The 15726-nt window shown below is 65.4% G+C and carries 15 protein-coding genes and 1 rRNA gene; 10 read left to right on the top strand and 6 right to left on the bottom strand.

The features are described 5' to 3' along the window. Nucleotides 1-4 precede the first annotated feature (4 nt). Genes mdcA through mdcH form a run of 7 tightly spaced genes read left to right on the top strand, consistent with a single transcriptional unit; the run spans nucleotide 5 to nucleotide 6348 of the window. Complete coding sequence (mdcA, locus tag VSR68_RS28200; protein WP_342942993.1) at nucleotides 5-1696, top strand: malonate decarboxylase subunit alpha; 1692 nt, start codon at nucleotides 5-7, stop codon at nucleotides 1694-1696. 4 nt (nucleotides 1697-1700) lie between these two features. Next, nucleotides 1701-2669, top strand: coding sequence for a triphosphoribosyl-dephospho-CoA synthase (locus VSR68_RS28205; protein WP_342942994.1), 969 nt, complete (start codon nucleotides 1701-1703; stop codon nucleotides 2667-2669). Between the two features lie 5 nt (nucleotides 2670-2674). Then, entirely contained in the window at nucleotides 2675-2989 is a 315-nt protein-coding gene (locus VSR68_RS28210) for a malonate decarboxylase subunit delta (RefSeq protein WP_090872882.1), read from the top strand. Next, nucleotides 2986-3870 (top strand): biotin-independent malonate decarboxylase subunit beta, encoded by an 885-nt coding sequence (locus VSR68_RS28215; protein WP_342942995.1) that lies wholly within the window; start codon nucleotides 2986-2988, stop codon nucleotides 3868-3870. The genes VSR68_RS28210 and VSR68_RS28215 overlap by 4 nt, the downstream gene beginning before the upstream one ends. Then, nucleotides 3870-4709, top strand: a complete 840-nt coding sequence (gene mdcE, locus VSR68_RS28220) for a biotin-independent malonate decarboxylase subunit gamma (protein WP_342942996.1) — start codon at nucleotides 3870-3872, stop codon at nucleotides 4707-4709. Before VSR68_RS28215 ends, mdcE begins: the two co-directional genes overlap by 1 nt. Then, nucleotides 4709-5413, top strand: a complete 705-nt coding sequence (locus tag VSR68_RS28225; protein ID WP_342942997.1) for a malonate decarboxylase holo-ACP synthase — start codon at nucleotides 4709-4711, stop codon at nucleotides 5411-5413. The genes mdcE and VSR68_RS28225 overlap by 1 nt, the downstream gene beginning before the upstream one ends. Then, nucleotides 5413-6348 (top strand): malonate decarboxylase subunit epsilon, encoded by a 936-nt coding sequence (gene mdcH / locus VSR68_RS28230; protein ID WP_342942998.1) that lies wholly within the window; start codon nucleotides 5413-5415, stop codon nucleotides 6346-6348. Before VSR68_RS28225 ends, mdcH begins: the two co-directional genes overlap by 1 nt. A gap of 63 nt (nucleotides 6349-6411) precedes the next feature. On the opposite strand, the gene VSR68_RS28235 is transcribed toward mdcH, so the two are convergent. Next, nucleotides 6412-7005, bottom strand: a complete 594-nt coding sequence (locus VSR68_RS28235; protein ID WP_342942999.1) for an alpha-ketoglutarate-dependent dioxygenase AlkB family protein — start codon at nucleotides 7003-7005, stop codon at nucleotides 6412-6414. A gap of 216 nt (nucleotides 7006-7221) precedes the next feature. Here VSR68_RS28235 and VSR68_RS28240 point away from each other — a divergent pair, with 216 nt between their 5' ends. Continuing rightward, nucleotides 7222-7806 carry a malonic semialdehyde reductase gene (locus VSR68_RS28240; RefSeq protein ID WP_342943000.1) on the top strand — a complete coding sequence of 195 codons (585 nt, stop codon included), beginning with the start codon at nucleotides 7222-7224 and terminating at the stop codon, nucleotides 7804-7806. Nucleotides 7807-7875: 69 nt separating this feature from the next. On the opposite strand, the gene VSR68_RS28245 is transcribed toward VSR68_RS28240, so the two are convergent. After that, entirely contained in the window at nucleotides 7876-8190 is a 315-nt protein-coding gene (locus VSR68_RS28245; RefSeq protein WP_342943001.1) for a hypothetical protein, read from the bottom strand. A 384-nt stretch (nucleotides 8191-8574) separates the two neighbouring features. Here VSR68_RS28245 and VSR68_RS28250 point away from each other — a divergent pair, with 384 nt between their 5' ends. Continuing rightward, on the top strand, nucleotides 8575-9735 hold the full coding sequence (locus VSR68_RS28250; RefSeq protein ID WP_342943002.1) for a metallophosphoesterase: 1161 nt from the start codon (nucleotides 8575-8577) through the stop codon (nucleotides 9733-9735). Nucleotides 9736-9812: 77 nt separating this feature from the next. Here VSR68_RS28250 and VSR68_RS28255 read toward each other — a convergent pair whose 3' ends face one another. The 3 genes from VSR68_RS28255 to VSR68_RS28265 all read right to left on the bottom strand — a co-directional run bounded on the left by VSR68_RS28255 (nucleotide 9813) and on the right by VSR68_RS28265 (nucleotide 13998). Then, nucleotides 9813-11327 (bottom strand): acetyl-CoA hydrolase/transferase family protein, encoded by a 1515-nt coding sequence (locus tag VSR68_RS28255; protein ID WP_342943003.1) that lies wholly within the window; start codon nucleotides 11325-11327, stop codon nucleotides 9813-9815. A gap of 129 nt (nucleotides 11328-11456) precedes the next feature. Then, nucleotides 11457-11678: a hypothetical protein gene (locus VSR68_RS28260; RefSeq protein ID WP_342943004.1), complete on the bottom strand. Its 222-nt coding sequence runs from the start codon at nucleotides 11676-11678 to the stop codon at nucleotides 11457-11459. 139 nt (nucleotides 11679-11817) lie between these two features. After that, on the bottom strand, nucleotides 11818-13998 hold the full coding sequence (locus tag VSR68_RS28265; protein WP_342943005.1) for an FUSC family protein: 2181 nt from the start codon (nucleotides 13996-13998) through the stop codon (nucleotides 11818-11820). 197 nt (nucleotides 13999-14195) lie between these two features. On the opposite strand from VSR68_RS28265, the gene VSR68_RS28270 reads away from it, so the two are divergent. Further along, nucleotides 14196-15194 (top strand): LysR family transcriptional regulator, encoded by a 999-nt coding sequence (locus tag VSR68_RS28270; protein ID WP_342943006.1) that lies wholly within the window; start codon nucleotides 14196-14198, stop codon nucleotides 15192-15194. Between the two features lie 436 nt (nucleotides 15195-15630). Here the strand turns inward: VSR68_RS28270 and rrf are convergent. Continuing rightward, nucleotides 15631-15726: ribosomal RNA gene (rrf, locus tag VSR68_RS42895) — 5S ribosomal RNA — on the bottom strand; the annotation flags it as partial.

Genomic DNA, 15726 nt, shown 5'->3' on the forward strand with positions numbered 1-15726 from the left:
GCCGATGAATCAACGAGTCGAGTCAGCCAAGCTCGAATTGGCACAGGCAACGGGAGCGCCCGCCGCGCGCTCATGGACCACCAGGCGCGACGAGAAAAGACGCAGGCTCGCCGCGATCGAGCCCTGGCTCGAAGACGGGATTCTTCCCGCCGCGCGCATCGTCGATGCGCTCGAAACGCTGATCCGCCCCGGCGATCGCGTCGCGCTCGAAGGCGACAACCAGAAGCAGGCCGACTTCCTGTCGCGCTCGCTCGCGAAAGTCGATCCGCAGAAGGTGCACGACGTGCATCTGCTGATTTCGAGCATCAGCCGGCCCGAGCATCTGACGCTCTTCGAGAAGAACATCGCGCACAAGGTCGATTTCTCGTTCGCCGGTCCGCAGAGCCTGCGCGTCGCGCAACTGCTCGAAGACGGCCAGCTCGAAATCGGCGCGATCTATACGTACGTCGAACTGTATGCGCGCATGTTCGTCGACCTCACGCCGCACGTCGCGCTGCTGTGCGCGGAAAAGGCCGACCGTCACGGCAATCTCTACACCGGCCCGAATACGGAAGACACGCCGACCATCGCCGAAGCCGCTGCGTTCCGGCATGGCATCGTGATCGTGCAGGTCAACGAGATCGTCGATGAATTGCCGCGCGTCGATATTCCCGCGTCGTGGGTCGACGTGGTCGTGCAGGCGGACCGCCCGTTCGCCGTCGAGCCGCTCTTCACGCGCGATCCGCGCCATATCGGCGACTTGCAGGTGCTCACCGCGATGATGGTCATCAAGGGCATCTACGAGCCGTATGGGATTTCGTCGCTGAATCATGGCATCGGCTTCGACACGGCCGCGATCGAACTGCTGCTGCCCACTTATGGCGAATCGCTCGGCCTCAAGGGCAAAATCTGCCGCAACTGGACGCTCAATCCGCACCCCACGTTGATTCCCGCGATCGAGTCGGGCTGGGTCGACAGCGTGCATTGCTTCGGCAGCGAAGTCGGCATGGAGGCGTATATCGAAGCGCGCCCCGATGTGTTCTTCACGGGCAACGACGGCACGCTGCGCTCGAATCGCGTGCTGTGCCAGCTCGCGGGGCAATACGGCGTGGATCTCTTCATCGGCTCGACGTTGCAGATCGACGGCGACGCGAATTCGTCGACGGTCACGCGCGGGCGTCTCGCGGGCTTCGGCGGCGCGCCGAACATGGGACACGATCCGCGCGGCCGGCGTCATTCGAGCGAAGCGTGGCTCAAGCTGCTGAAGGACGAGGGCCCCGTGTCGCGAGGCAAGAAGCTCGTCGTGCAACTAGCCGAAACGTACAAGAAAGGCGGCGAGCCAACCTTCGTCGACGAACTCGACGCCGTCGCGGTCGGTGCGAAAAGCGGCATGCCCGTCGCGCCCGTAATGATCTACGGCGACGACGTGAGCCACGTCGTCACGGAAGAAGGCATCGCGCATCTGCACAAGGCGGAGGGCATCGACGAGCGCCGCGCGGCCGTTGCCGCCGTCGCGGGCGTGACGCCCATCGGCTTGCGCGCGAAGCCGGAAAAGACAGCGGAGCTGCGCCGGCGCGGCATCGTCGCGTATCCGGAAGATCTCGGCATCCGGCGCGGCGAAGCGAAGCGCTCGCTGCTCGCGGCGCGCAGCATCGACGATCTCGTTACGTGGTCCGGCGGACTCTATGCGCCGCCGGCGCGCTTCCGTAGCTGGTGACGCGATGGGCTCGCTTTCCATCTTGCGTTCGGATGCGGATGCGGTTCGCCGCGCGCGCGTCGAAGAGTTCGGCGGCCAATGCCGCGCGTTGTCGGACACGACGCTCGCTGACCTTGCCGTCGCATCGCTGATCGAAGAAGCGCAACTGACACCGAAGCCCGCGCTCGTCGATACGCGCGGCAGCGGCGCGCATCGCGATCTCGACTTGCCGCTGATGCTGCGCTCGGCCCGCGCGCTCGAACCGACGTTCGCGGCGCTCGCGCGCGCATCGCGTGGCCGCATGCCGTCCGCGACGCTGCGCGCGGAACTCGCGCAACTCGGACGCGCAGGCGAACAGGACATGATGCGCGCGACCAACGGCAGCAATGCGCATCGCGGCGCGATATGGATCGTCGGCCTGCTGGTTGCGGGCGCGGCCATCGTGTTCGACGAAGACGCGCCGCTTGCTTCGCCGGCGCTGCCGTTGCACGCATCCGCACATGCGCATTCGCATGCCGCGCGCGTCTGCGAACTCGCCGCGCAGATCGCCTGCTTTCCCGATCGCTTCGCCGCGCCCGCCGACAGCCACGGCGAGCGCGCGCGTCGGCGATATCGCGTCGGCGGCGCGCGCCAGGAAGCGCAGGACGGCTTTCCGCATGTGATCGGCGTCGGCCTGCCTGCGTTGCGCGCGGCGCGCGCGAAGGGCATCCGCGAAAACGACGCGCGTCTTGACGCGCTGCTCGCGATCATGGCGTCGCTCGACGATACCTGCCTGCTGCATCGCGCGGGCCTCGCCGGCCTGCGCACGGGACAACGCGGCGCGCGCGCGGTGCTCGCAGCGGGCGGCGCATCGACGGCAGCGGGACGCGCGGCGCTCGATGCGCTCGACGCCGAATTGCTGTCGCTCAACGCTTCTCCCGGCGGCGCGGCCGATCTGCTCGCCGCCACCCTATTCATCGACAGGCTGGCCCATCGCGCGGCCAGCGGGAGCTGAAACTGATGGAACAGATGACATTCGACTATCCGGCGCAACGCGCGATCACGACACGCGCGCATGTGGGCGTCGTCGGCTCGGGGGATCTCGAAGTGCTGCTGTCGCCCGCCGATGCAATGAAGGCGTCGGTGACGGTGCGCACCAGCGTCGACGGTTACGGGCATATCTGGAAGAGCGTGCTCGACCGCTTCTTCACGCGCTATGACGGCGCCGCGCAGATCGAGATCAACGATTTCGGCGCGACGCCGGGCGTCGTCGCGCTGCGTCTTGCAGAAGCAGTCGAAGCGGCCGAAGCGAACGGCCAGGGAGCAAGCGCATGAGCACGATGACGACACCCGCCTCGCCTGCGCTGACGCTGCGCGACAGCTTCATCGAACTGCCCGCGCGCGAGCGGGCGCGCGCGCTGCTCGACGAAGGCACGTTCCGCGAACTGCTCGGTCCGTTCGATCGCATCGAATCGCCGTGGCTGCCGTTGCAGGGCATCGTCTGCCAGGCCGACGACGGTGCGGTGATCGCGCGCGGCACGATCGACGGCGAGCCCGCCGTAATCGCCGCGATCGAATCCGCGTTCCAGGGCGGCAGCATCGGCGAAGTATCGGGCAGCAAGATCGCGGCCGCGCTCGAACTCGCGCTGCGCGACTGCGAGCGCGGCAAGATCGTGCGGCCTGTCGTGCTGTTCGAAACGGGCGGCGTGCGTTTGCAGGAAGCGAATCTCGGGCTCGCCGTGATCGCAGAGATCCAGGCGGCGATCGTCGCGCTGCGGCGTCATGTGCCTGTCGTCGGCGTGATCGCGGGGATGGTCGGCTGCTTCGGCGGCATGTCACTCGCGGCCGGGCTGTGCTCGTATCTGATCGTGACGAAACAGGGGCGGCTCGGCATGAACGGTCCCGAAGTGATCGAGCAGGAAGCGGGCATCGAAGAACTCGATGCGAGCGACCGGCGCGGCGTGTGGCAGATGATCGGCGGCGAGCAGCGCGTGGCGACGGGACTCGCCGATGCGCTCGTCGACGACGATGCGCACGCGATCCGCGCGGCGATTCGCAATGCGTTCGCGCGCGGCGTGCCTGCCGCGCATCGCAGCGAACAGGTGTCGGTGTATCTGGAGCGGCTTGCGCGGATCGATCCCGCGAACGTATCGCCGGAAACGATGCGTGACGTGTTCGAACCAGACGCAGCGGCCACGCCGCGCAAGGAGCAATGATGAGCGCAACGAACAACAACGCGACCCTGACGCGCGGCATGCGCTGGTTCAAGGCGCTCGCGGGAGACACAGCCGTCGCCGCGCCCGTCTGGTCCGGCGACGGCGCGCTCGGTAGTGCTCCCGGCACCGAGACTGCGCGCTTCATCGCCGTCGTGCCCGATCCGCACAACCGCTTTCCGCGCGCGACCGACAACGTCGTCGGCCTCGAACAGGGCTGGCGGCTCGCGCAAGCAGTGCGCGAAGCAATCGCACGCGATGCGTCGTCGGAACGCAAGCGCCCCATCGTCGCGATCGTCGATGTGAAGAGCCAGGCGTATGGCTATCGCGAAGAGACGCTCGGCATTCATCTCGCGTGCGCATCGGCCGTCGATGCGTATGCGAGCGCGCGCGATGCCGGGCATCCCGTCGTCGCGTTGATCGTCGGGCCGGCGATGTCGGGCGCGTTCCTCGCGCACGGCTATCAGGCGAACCGGATCGTCGCGCTCGACGCGCCGGGCACGATGGTGCACGCGATGGGCAAGGAAGCGGCCGCGCGCGTCACGCGGCGCACCGTCGAAGAGCTGGACAAGCTCGGCGAAACGATCACGCCGATGTCGTACACGATGGCGTCGTTCGCGAAGCTCGGGCTGCTCGACACGCTGATCGAAGGCATCGATGCCGATGCGCCGACCGATGCGCAGATCGAGCGCGTGCGCGGCGTGCTGGCTAAATCGGTGCAAAGCGCGCGGTCCGATGAACGCGGACTCTCGCGGCGGCTGCAATCGGACACGGCGAAGCAGACGCGTGCCGCGTCGATCGAAGTGCGGCGGCGGCTCGCCGAGCAGTGGGATGCCGCGTGATGCGCGTGTGCGCAGTTGCTCCATTTGCGCCCGACGATGCGGCCGCTCCAGACGATCCGCGTTGGCAGGCGCATGACATTCTGCGTTTGCATCGGCTCGAAGCATTCGACAACGAACCGGCGTGGGTCCGCGATGCGTTCGCGCGCGCGCCGTTTGTCGTCGTGAGACGGGCGCAAGTGGCGCCGGGTTTTGTCGCGGTGGGCGTGCGCGGCGCGGCGCGCAACGAGCGGTATGGAACGTGGGCGCGTTGCGACGATATCGAGGCGGTGGTGAAGCCGGAAGCGTTGCCGTCGGCTTCGACGCTTTCTGCGGATCGTCGCGCATTGCCCGCGCTCGTCGCGCTGGATGCGATGCGCCGCGAACCGCCTTCGACGCTCGCTACATTTGCATGGGGACCGACAGGAAGCGTCGGCTTCGAACTCGCGACCTTCACGCCGACCGTCACTTCGACGAGCGATCTCGATCTGTTGATACGGATGCCGAATCATTTTTCACGCGACGAAGCGCGGTGGCTGCAAGCCGCGCTCGACGCGCATGCGATGCGCGCCGGCATCCGCATCGACGCTCAACTCGAAACGCCGGCGGGCGGCGTCGCGCTCGTCGAATTCGCGTCCGGGAAAGCGCGTGTGATGGCGCGGCATGCAAGCGGCCCACGGCTCATCGCCGATCCGTGGACATGCGTTCATGCGCAGGCGGGTCTCTGATGCTCGCGTTTTTCTTTCCCGGCCAGGGCGCGCAATCCGAAGGCTTTTTGCATCGTCTCGGCGACCATGCCGCGATTCGATCGACACTCGATGAGGCATCGCAAGCGCTCGGCGTCGATGTGCTCACGCTCGATACGCCGACGGCGCTCGAATCGACCGTCGCCGTGCAGACCGGCTTGCTGATCGCAGGCGTCGCGATGCAGCGCGCGCTCGACGCCGAAGGACTCGCGCCGGAGATCAGCGCGGGCTTGTCGGTGGGCGCGTATGCGGCGGCTGTGAGCTGCGGCTCGGTTGCGTTCGCCGATGCGCTGCTGATGGTCCGCAAGCGCGCCGAACTGATGGAAACCGCCTACCCCAGCGGCTACGGACTCGCGGCGATTGCGGGGATGACCGAGCACGAAGTCGAACGGCTCGCCGATTCGCAAGCGCGTGACTCGAATGAGCGCGTGTACGTCGGCAACGTGAATGCGCCGCGCCAGATCGTCGTCGCGGGATCGGACCGTGCGCTGGATGCGTTCATCGAGCACGCGCTCGCGGCCGGCGCGCGCAAGGCGACGCGGCTTGTCGTCAGCGTGCCGTCGCATTGCGAACTGCTCGCCGCAGCCGCCGACGCGCTCGCCGACTATGCGCGCAGCGTGCCGTTTCGCGCGCCTTCGAGTCTCTACGTCGGCAATCGCGGCGGCCGCGCGCTGCATACGGCCGACGCCATCCGCGACGATCTGGCGACCAACATGCGCTACACGGTCCGCTGGTTCGACGCGTTGACGGTGATGGTGGAAATGGGCGCGACGGTATTCGTCGAAGCGCCGCCGGGACAGGTGCTGACCGATATCGTCCGCGAGCAGTATCCGGATGTGGCCGCCATCGCGGCGAGCACGTTGCCGTTCGACCGGCTCGCGCCGATCATTCATCGCCGCATCGAATCCGCCGGCTGAAACCGGTTCCTTATGCGCATAAATTCTTTTAATTTTTAATGCGCGTGTAGCAATCCGACGGGGCTATTTCCCAGGCGTGACGAAGCGGAACGTCAGGTTCACGCGCTCGCCCTGCACCTTCGGCTCTTTCGGCACGCGATGCCGCCATTCGGCCTGCGTCCTTCCGCGCATCACGAGCAGGCTGCCGCCCTTCAACTGATATGACTGCACGACGCCCGTCCTGTTGTGCTGCAGATCGAACCGGCGCACCGTGCCGAGACTCACCGACGCGATCACGGGCTCCTTGCCGAGTTCCGGCTCGCGGTCCGCGTGCCAGCCCATGCTGTCCGCGCCGCTGCGATAGCGGTTGAGCAGCACGCTGTTGAACGGCGCATCGCAGGTTGCCTCGACGGCCGATCTCAGATCCGCGACGGCGGGCGTCCACGGCTGCGGCACGTTGCGAATGCCCGAGTACACGTAGACGGCATCCCGCTCGCCTTGCCACGCGGTCAGGCGCGGCAACGGCACGCGGCCCGCGGGCGTGAACATCGAATCCTGCTGCCAGGCCACTTCCGCGACGATGCGCGCGAGCAACTGCGCGGCGGCATCGGGCGCGAGCCAGTCGGGTAGCCACATGACATCGGGCATCGGCAAATCGTCGAACAAATCGGCGGACATCGTATTGCGATCGCGAGCCAGCGCTCGCGAAGCCTCTCTTTCAAGGGAACAGGGTTATTATCCGACGTGCCGCTGAGACGCGTCAGGTGTCGGCCGGAGTTAGTGCTTTAGCACTTACTCCGGGCCCATGCAGAGCACTTACTCCCGTCCCATGCAACATGGTTGCCGTCCAGCTTGCGCTTTCATCCGCATTCAGAAACCGTACTGCTCATCATCATGACTCTTTCCGACGACGCACTCGATCAACTGTTCCGCACCGCCCGCACGCACAACGGCTGGCAGCCGCGGCCCGTCGACGATTCTCTGCTCCAGCAACTGGTCGAGCTCGTGCTGCTCGGCCCGACGTCCGCTAATTCGAGCCCGGCACGCTTCGTGTTCGTGAAGACGCCCGAAGGCAAGGCGCGGTTGCGTCCCGCGTTGTCAGAAGGCAATCTCGAGAAGACGATGTCCGCGCCCGTCACGGCCATCGTCGGCATGGACATGGCGTTCTACGATCATCTGCCGAAGCTCTTTCCGCACGCCGACGCGCGCAGCTGGTTCGCGGGCAACGAAGCCGCGATCGCCGACACCGCGTTTCGCAACTCGACGCTGCAAGGCGGCTATCTGATCATGGCCGCGCGTGCGCTCGGCCTCGATACGGGCGCGATGTCGGGCTTCGACAAGGCGAAGGTGGATGCGGAGTTTTTCGCCGGCACGACGATCAAGTCGAACTTTCTGATCAATCTCGGCTACGGCGACCACTCGAAACTTTTCCCGCGCAGCCCGCGCCTTTCGTTCGACGAATCGGCGCGGATCGTTTGATCGCTAGCGGTGCGAATCGAGGTTCGCCGATCGCGGCGCGTTGATATGCGTCGCGAGCGAAAGGCGGCGTCAACTGGTCAGCATCGCGACGTAGAACACGATCGCGCCGACGAGTGCGCCGACAAAGCAGAAGCCCTCTTCGGCCTCGTCGCCTCGCGAGCGCAGCCACGCAGCGGCGACGCCGAACAGCCCCGCCACGCCGAGCGCGACGAACACCATCACGACATAGAACAGCGCAGTGCGGCCCAGCTCGGAAAAATCGATGCTGCGCACGCCGTAGTAGACGCCGAGCGCCATCAGCGACAGCACGACCATTGGCAGCATCACGTGGCTGCCTTCGTGGCCGATGTGATGCTCGCGATGCATGATCTTTGTCGTTTTCATGTTTGCCCCCCACCTCGATCCGATATGGCGATCAAGCGCGCGGCTGTCGCTCGCAGGGCATCTATCGCGTTCGTTAATGCCGGGAACGGAACGCGGTGACTGCGGGCGGACGACAGTGCGCTCAATTTCAGAATAGTCCGTTCGTGCCCGCAATTCAATACCCATTTAATAGGCATGACGAAGAACTTGTCGCGTCCATCTTGCTGCATCGCAGCGCGTGGACAGCGCCTGATACCGCCTGTGCCGCAACATGGCGCCGGGCCTTCGGCAAGTGCGCGAAACTGCTTGTAGAATGACTGGCCGCCTTCCGTCTGCCGCTCTCCGGCGGTCGGCGTGCTTCCTGCGACTCGTGTCCCGCGCTGCGCCAGCGCCCTGCTCCGACCTATGCGCCGCCTATCGTTTCTTGTCCGGATCATCGCCATCGGCATTCTGCTGCATGTGTACGTCGGCATTCGGATCATTCCCGAACTGCCCGTCGATAACGCCGTGAAGTGGCTGTGTGCGCTGTGGCTCGTGCTGTCGGTGCTGCTGATTCCGCTCGGCATGATCGCGCGCACGATCGAACGGCAACCGCTCGGCGACCGGCTCGCGTGGGCGGGCCTGCTCCCGCTCGGCTTCTTTTCGTCGCTGCTCGTGCTGACGTTCGCACGCGAGCTGATGCTGCTCGTCGTGCTGATCGTCGGGGCGCTCGCGCCGCAAGCGATTCACGTCGCGCAATGGGAGGTCGATAGCGCGGCTGCGGTGCCGCTGCTCGCGCTGCTGTCGACGGCTGTCGGCTTCGTCAATGCACGGCGCCGCGCGCGCGTCGTGACAATCGACGTGCCGATCGACGATCTGCCGCGCGCGCTCGATGGCTTCACGATCGTGCAGATCAGCGATATTCACGTCGGCCCGACCATCAAGCGCGGTTATGTCGACGCGATCGTCGATGCGGTGAATCGACTCCAGCCCGATCTGATCGCGGTGACGGGCGATGTCGTCGATGGCAGCGTCGAGCGGCTGTCCGAGCACACGCGTCCGTTGTCGCGCCTGAGCGCGCGTCATGGCGCGTATCTGGTGACGGGGAATCACGAATACTATTCGGGCGCCGATGCGTGGATCGCCGAGTTTCAGCGTCTGGGCCTGCGCGTGCTGCTCAACGAGCACGTCGTCGTCGAGCACGACGGCGCGCAGGCGGTGATCGCGGGCGTCACCGACTTTACGGCGGGCCATTTCGATCCAACACATCGGAGCGACCCGGCCGCGGCGCTCGAAGGCGCGCCCGGCGACGTGCTGATCCGCGTGCTGCTCGCGCATCAGCCGCGCTCGGCGGAAGCCGCCGCCGACGCGGGCTTCACGCTGCAACTGTCCGGCCACACGCACGGCGGCCAGTTCTTTCCGTGGAATTTCGCTGTGCGGCTGCAACAGCCGTTCGTCGCCGGGCTTTCGCGGCTCGATAACCTGTGGGTCTACACGAGCCGCGGCACCGGGTATTGGGGACCGCCCAAGCGTCTGGGCGCGCCGTCGGAAATCACGCGATTGCGTCTGGTCGGCAGCGGCGCCTGAGCTTCGACTGAGCTTCTACCGATGCATCAACCAAGCTTCGACTGAACTTCAGCCGGGACGCTTCGATCCCGTTTCTATCACGCCGTGATCTTTTGCTCTGGCAGCATCGATCCCGTTTCCTGAAACCGCGCGTGCCATGCAAACGCTTCGCGCAACACGTGCGGCGTCTGTCCGCCGAAACGCAGCGCGTCGCGATAGTAGTCGCGCAGCAGATCGCGATAGAGGGGATGCACGCACTTGTCGATGATCAGCGACGCGCGCTCGCGCGGCGCAAGTCCGCGCAGATCGGCGAGACCGACTTCCGTCACGACGATATCGACGTCGTGTTCGTTGTGATCGACGTGGGGGACCATCGGCACGACGCTCGAAATCGCGCCGTCCTTCGCAATCGACTTCGTCGCGAAGATCGCGCACGACGCGTTGCGCGCGAAGTCGCCCGAGCCGCCGATGCCGTTCATCATGTGCGTGCCGCCGACATGCGTCGAATTCACGTTGCCGTAGATGTCGAACTCGAGCGCCGTGTTCAGCGCAATCAGGCCGAGCCGGCGAATCACTTCCGGATGGTTGCTGACCTCTTGCGGACGGAGAACGAGACGGTCGCGATAGCGCGCGAGATCGCCGAACACCTGCGCCTGGCGCTTCTCGGACAACGTGATCGACGCGCCCGATGCGAACGTGACCTTGCCCGCATCCATCAGATCGAAGGTCGAATCCTGCAGAACTTCCGAGTAGATCGTGAACGGCTCGAACGGCGACTCGACGAAGCCGGCCAGCACCGCGTTTGCGATCGTGCCGATGCCAGCCTGCAGCGGCGGCAGCGGAGAGGGCATGCGTCCGAGCGACACCTCGTGCTGGAGAAATTCGATCAGATGACCGGCGATCCGCGCGGTGTCTTCGTCGGCGGGCAGCACGGTCGACGGGCTGTCGGGCTTGTCGGTGATGACGATCGCGGCGATCTTCTCGGGCGGAATCTCGATCGCGGTCGTGCCGACGCGATCGCTCGGACGCACGATGGGCAGCGGCTCGCGATGCGGTCGGCGGCCCGGAATCCAGATGTCGTGCAAGCCCTCGAATGCGAGCGGCTGCGCGAGATTGATTTCGACGATGACCTTGTCCGCGAGAATCGCGAAGCTCGCCGAGTTGCCGACGGAAGTGGTCGGCACGATGCCGCCCGTCTCCGTGATCGCAGCGGCTTCGATGATCGCGACGTCCAGCTTGCCGAGCTGGCCGGCGCGCAGCATTTCGACGGTCTCGGACAGATGCTGGTCGACGAACATCACGTCGCCGCGATTGATCGCGCGGCGCAACGTGTTGTCCACCTGAAACGGCAAACGGCGTGCGAGCACGCCGGCATCCGTCAACAGGCTGTCGACGCCGTGACCGAGCGAGGCGCCCGTCATCAGCGTGATGCGCAGCGGCTTGCCTTCGTTACGCGCGCGTTCGGCCAGCGCGACGGGCACGGCCTTCGCGTCGCCCGCGCGCGTAAAGCCGCTCGCGCCGACGCGCATGCCATCGTGAATCAGCAGCGCTGCCTGCGCCGCCGACGTGATCTTGCCGCGCAACGCGGCACAACGAATCCGGTCTTCGTACATGAATGAAAGTCTCTCCGATGTCACGCTCGCGGCAACCGAAGTGCACGTCTTGTTGTGGGTGTGCGTCGTCCCGTTGCCGCCTGATGCCAGTTGATGCCGTATTGCAGGTGCTGCGCCGTGCCGCCCGGGTTAGCTGCCGAAGTACATCACGCAGTAGCTCACGGGACCGACACAGTCATTGGCCTTCTTTGCCGGTGCCGTGGCGGGACGCTGCGCCTCGGGTTGCGTGACGCGTGTTGCGCTCGCCTGGGCAACCTGTTGCGCGCCTTCGTCCGCCGGCGCCGTCTGCGCATGCGCAAGGGCAGCAGCAGACAACGAACAGGCAATCAGGACCAACTTCAGCGCTTTCATTTCAATTTCTCCATTTGATTCAGTGACTGCGGGAGCAGTGGTTCCAACTATAGGGCCGGGGTCCGCGCAGATTAAGAGGGCCAAACGGAAGGCATTCTTCCAGGTTGCGGCAAGATCGCGGCGCGCCGGGTCGAACCGGCTAAAGCGCATCGAATGGCGCGTCCTTGTCGAGCAGCGTCGTGCGGATGAAGTGCAGGCAACTGAGAATGCGCTGCTGGCCGTGGCGCTTCTCGCGATCCGCATGGACGGCATCGAGCACCTGCTGCACGACACGCATCGCGGCGCGCACGGCGATTTGCGCACGTTGTGCATTCGCCTTGTCGGGCCGTTCGAAAAGCCGCGCAAGGTCGCGCGTGACGCGATCGAGCGAGGGCTTCCAGCGCGTATGCAGTTGCGTTGCATAGGCCGCGCGCTCGGCATCGCCGCGCAGATCGATGACGGCATGGCCGACTTCGAGCGTCACCAGCATCCACCTGAGCGCGTAGCGGTGGCGTCGCGAGCGCTTGGGCAACAGCATGCGCAGCTGGTGCATCAGGTCGTGCGTGCTCGACTGGAAGCGCTGCGCGAGACCCGCGAGCGGCGCCGCGCAGGCAAGCGTGATCTGACTGCGAAGGTCGCCTTCGATGCGCGCGATCAGCCACGGCATCTGCACGGGGAAAACGATCGCAGCGCCGAGCGCGGTTGCGAGCATCGACACAACGATTGCGATGCCATTGTTGATCAGCAGATCGGGCGCGTACGCGACGACGTTATCGGGCGCGGCGAGCAGGCAGAAGAACACCGTGAAGCCGACGCCATAGCCCGAAGTTTTCGCGCGCGACGCGAGAAACGTCCCCGCCGCGAGCACGGGCGCAAGCATCGCGCACAACAGCGGGAAGCCGTCGATGGCGGGATACACGTAGCACGTGACGAGATAGCCGGCGATCGTCGCGCACGCCGCGCCGACGGACATCTGCAGCGCGAGCTTGACGGGGTTCGGCGCGGACGACGTCAGCGCGCAAGTCAGGGCCGCGCCGATCACGGCCATGCCGCCGCTCGGCCAGTTCGTCGCGATCCAGAACCAGCTGACGGCGCCGACGACAACCGCCGTGCGCGCGAACGTACACGCGACGACGAACCCGTTGGTCCGGCTCACGTAACGCACGGGCGGCCGCTCGCGCGCCGGGTTGTGATTGGTCTCGAGCGACGCGTAGGTGTCGATGTATCGAATGAACTCGCCGACGAAGCGATACAGCAACTCTCCCGCTGTGTCGAAGTCCGGCAGGCATTGCGGCTCGCTCGATTCCAGCGAACGCCGCGTCGCGCGCATTCTTGCCGGCAGCGTCGCCTGGAAGCGCTTTAGTCTGATGGCGATGCGGGCGGCATCGGACGAATCGAAGCGTCGCTCCGTGCGTGCGCCGAGCAATTGCGACAGCTCGCGAAAATACGGCGCAGTCGATTGCACGACGAGAATCGACTGGTTGTCGCGCAGACGCTTCCTCAGCTGATGCAATGCATGCAGACGCGCGCAGACGTCCATGAACTCGTGATTCAGCCTTGCAAGCACCTGACTGCGCGAGCGCATGCCGGGGTCCTCGAAGGCAGCGAACGCGCGGGTCGCTTCGAAGCCCACCACTTCGTCGACGAGATCCGCGAAATAGCGCTCCGACGTGCCCCGCTCGACCGCTCCATCCAGCACCTTCACGGCGAAGGCAGTAAAATCGAGATGCCTCAGTTGCAGCGCGTTTTGGAGCGCCAGACTCGACCGGCGCGGCACGATCAGCGCGCTCACCGCGGCCGAGCAGACGATGCCGATCGCCACTTCCGCGGCGCGCGTCAACGCGGCGAGGAACAGGCCGTTCGGCTGCATGACGGTCGGAATGCCGATCAGCGCCGCGGTATAACCCGCCAGCACGAAGCCGTACCACCGAAAATGCCTATATCGGACCGCCGCTGCCACACAGGCGCCTACCCAGGCCGTGATGCCGAGCATGTAAAGCTCGGGCTGTTGCGCGAACAGCGCGCCGAGCAGCAGCGCGGCGAGCATCCCGACGAACGTCCCGACGATCCGATAGAAGCTCTTCGCGAGCACCATCCCGCTGAACGGCTGCATCAGGACGAACACGGTCGTCATCGCCGTGCGCGGCTGCTGCAATTCGAGCAGCATCGCGATACCCAGCGCGAGCAGCGCCGCCGTCACCGTTTTGAAGAGATGAAGCCAGACGAGGCCGTCGGTGGTCGCCCACTCTGCGCTCGCATCAGCGATCGCCCGCAACATGCCGGCTCGCCATCCGGGAGTGGTACCGGACGACACTTGCTTCATCGCATGCTGGGGCTTCATTCGTTGAGACTGCGCCTGGCTGTTGTCGGAGGAGCGCGGCATCGGACATGCACACTCCCGCCCTGAAGGCGCCGATTGTAGGAGCCCACGTTGTGCGAATTAATGCGAGGCGTCGGGAACATCCATTGCAGAACACTCAACAATGGTGGCATGCAATAGGCGGACAATAACGGTTTGATGTCAGTCAAGAAGAATTGATGGATACGTTACAAAACATGCGGGTGTTCGTGCGCGTCGTTGAGGCGGGCAGTTTCACGGCTGCGGCTCAATCGCTCAATACGACGACGGGCGCGATGTCCCGCGCAGTTTCAGAACTCGAGGCGCATCTGCGGACGCGTCTGCTGAACAGATCGACGCGACGCCTCGCGTTGACGACTGCCGGTGAGAGATATCTGAAACGATGTCAGCAGATTCTTGCTGATGTCGATAATGCTGAAGAAGAAGCAAGTGGCGCGCATGAGCGGCCGTCGGGCGTGCTGCGAATGCATAGCTTTGCGAGCATCGGTCAGCACTATGTGCTGCCTGCGATCTCGCGATATCGCGAGATCCATCCCGAAGTTGCCGTCGAACTCACGCTTTCGCAGCAGATGCCGGATCTGTTCGAAGGCAGCGCCGATGTCGCTGTCGTGGGGGCGTCGACGTTGCCCAATTCCGATCTCGTATCGCTTCTGCTCGGGACGACGTTCAGCATCTTGTGCGCGTCACCCGCTTACATTCACGCGCACGCGGCGCCGAAAACGCCCGCCGATCTGCTGCATCACGACTGTCTGTTGCTCAAGACGCCGGCCTTTCCGATCAGCGAGTGGACACTCGACGGCCCGAACGGCAGCGAAGTGCTGGAAGTGAACGGGCCCGTGCAGGTGAATATCGCCGAATCGCTGATCGTGGCAATTCGCGAAGGCATGGGGATCGGGATGCTGCCGCTGTACGCGGCCATCGACGGGCTGCGGACAGGATCGCTCGTGCGCGTGCTGCCGGAATACACGCTGCAGAAGATGAATGTTTATGCGCTGTATCCGTCGCGCAAGTTCATCGACGCGAAGACGAGGACGTGGGTGGAGTTTCTGCGGACGCATCTGCCGCAGGTCATTGCCCGCGACGTCGCGTTGCTGGGTGAGACTGGAAGCCAGAGTGTGATCAGCGATGCGCTGCGGGCGGGTGATGTTGGCGTTGCCGCGCCGCAGATGAAGCATTGAGGGAAGGTGGTAGTTGTTGTGGCTGTGGCTGTGGCTGTGGCTGTGCGCTGTGCGCTGTGGCTGTGCGCTGTGGCTGTGGCTGGATGCGCAGCGCAGTGTGCGCACCTGGCGGGTAGCCTGAGCGAACGCCTCCTGGGCAGGGCGTTTCGCGCTGATGCGCAAGCGACCGCACTTGGAAAGGAATGCGGGCCCTCTGCGCCAGCGCGTGGCGGTGGCCGCACGGAGCTATCTTTCGGGAGGGACTGCCACGGCCGGGATCGTGGTGCTGGCGTTATTGGAGGCGGGCCACGGCGCACACGCCGGGCTATGACAGCGGTGACACGTTTTGCGCAGGCGGGGTTGCACCAGCCACGCCGGCCGGAGGCAGGCAAGAACGTAGGGCCGTAAACGCCCAAGCCCCGCCTTTTGAGGGGCGGGGCTGTGGTCTGGGTAAGGAGCCTGACGATTACCTACTTTCACACGGGCAATCCGCACTATCATCGGCGTGGAGTCGTTTCACGGTCCTGTTCGGGATGGGAAGGGGTGGGACCGA

The organism is Paraburkholderia phymatum, assembly GCF_038900715.1.
Lineage (GTDB): Bacteria > Pseudomonadota > Gammaproteobacteria > Burkholderiales > Burkholderiaceae > Paraburkholderia > Paraburkholderia phymatum_A.

What these genes read in the sequence shown, in the direction of transcription:
- VSR68_RS28210 (WP_090872882.1), top strand. Translation starts at nt 2,675, where the DNA reads ATGGAACAGATGACATTCGACTATCCGGCGCAACGCGCGATCACGACA.
- VSR68_RS28240 (WP_342943000.1), top strand. Translation starts at nt 7,222, where the DNA reads ATGACTCTTTCCGACGACGCACTCGATCAACTGTTCCGCACCGCCCGC.
- mdcH (WP_342942998.1), top strand. Translation starts at nt 5,413, where the DNA reads ATGCTCGCGTTTTTCTTTCCCGGCCAGGGCGCGCAATCCGAAGGCTTT.
- VSR68_RS28215 (WP_342942995.1), top strand. Translation starts at nt 2,986, where the DNA reads ATGAGCACGATGACGACACCCGCCTCGCCTGCGCTGACGCTGCGCGAC.
- VSR68_RS28265 (WP_342943005.1), bottom strand. Translation starts at nt 13,998, where the DNA reads ATGAAGCCCCAGCATGCGATGAAGCAAGTGTCGTCCGGTACCACTCCC.
- VSR68_RS28235 (WP_342942999.1), bottom strand. Translation starts at nt 7,005, where the DNA reads ATGTCCGCCGATTTGTTCGACGATTTGCCGATGCCCGATGTCATGTGG.
- VSR68_RS28255 (WP_342943003.1), bottom strand. Translation starts at nt 11,327, where the DNA reads ATGTACGAAGACCGGATTCGTTGTGCCGCGTTGCGCGGCAAGATCACG.
- VSR68_RS28245 (WP_342943001.1), bottom strand. Translation starts at nt 8,190, where the DNA reads ATGAAAACGACAAAGATCATGCATCGCGAGCATCACATCGGCCACGAA.
- VSR68_RS28270 (WP_342943006.1), top strand. Translation starts at nt 14,196, where the DNA reads ATGGATACGTTACAAAACATGCGGGTGTTCGTGCGCGTCGTTGAGGCG.
- mdcA (WP_342942993.1), top strand. Translation starts at nt 5, where the DNA reads ATGAATCAACGAGTCGAGTCAGCCAAGCTCGAATTGGCACAGGCAACG.
- VSR68_RS28225 (WP_342942997.1), top strand. Translation starts at nt 4,709, where the DNA reads ATGCGCGTGTGCGCAGTTGCTCCATTTGCGCCCGACGATGCGGCCGCT.
- VSR68_RS28260 (WP_342943004.1), bottom strand. Translation starts at nt 11,678, where the DNA reads ATGAAAGCGCTGAAGTTGGTCCTGATTGCCTGTTCGTTGTCTGCTGCT.
- VSR68_RS28250 (WP_342943002.1), top strand. Translation starts at nt 8,575, where the DNA reads ATGCGCCGCCTATCGTTTCTTGTCCGGATCATCGCCATCGGCATTCTG.
- VSR68_RS28205 (WP_342942994.1), top strand. Translation starts at nt 1,701, where the DNA reads ATGGGCTCGCTTTCCATCTTGCGTTCGGATGCGGATGCGGTTCGCCGC.
- mdcE (WP_342942996.1), top strand. Translation starts at nt 3,870, where the DNA reads ATGAGCGCAACGAACAACAACGCGACCCTGACGCGCGGCATGCGCTGG.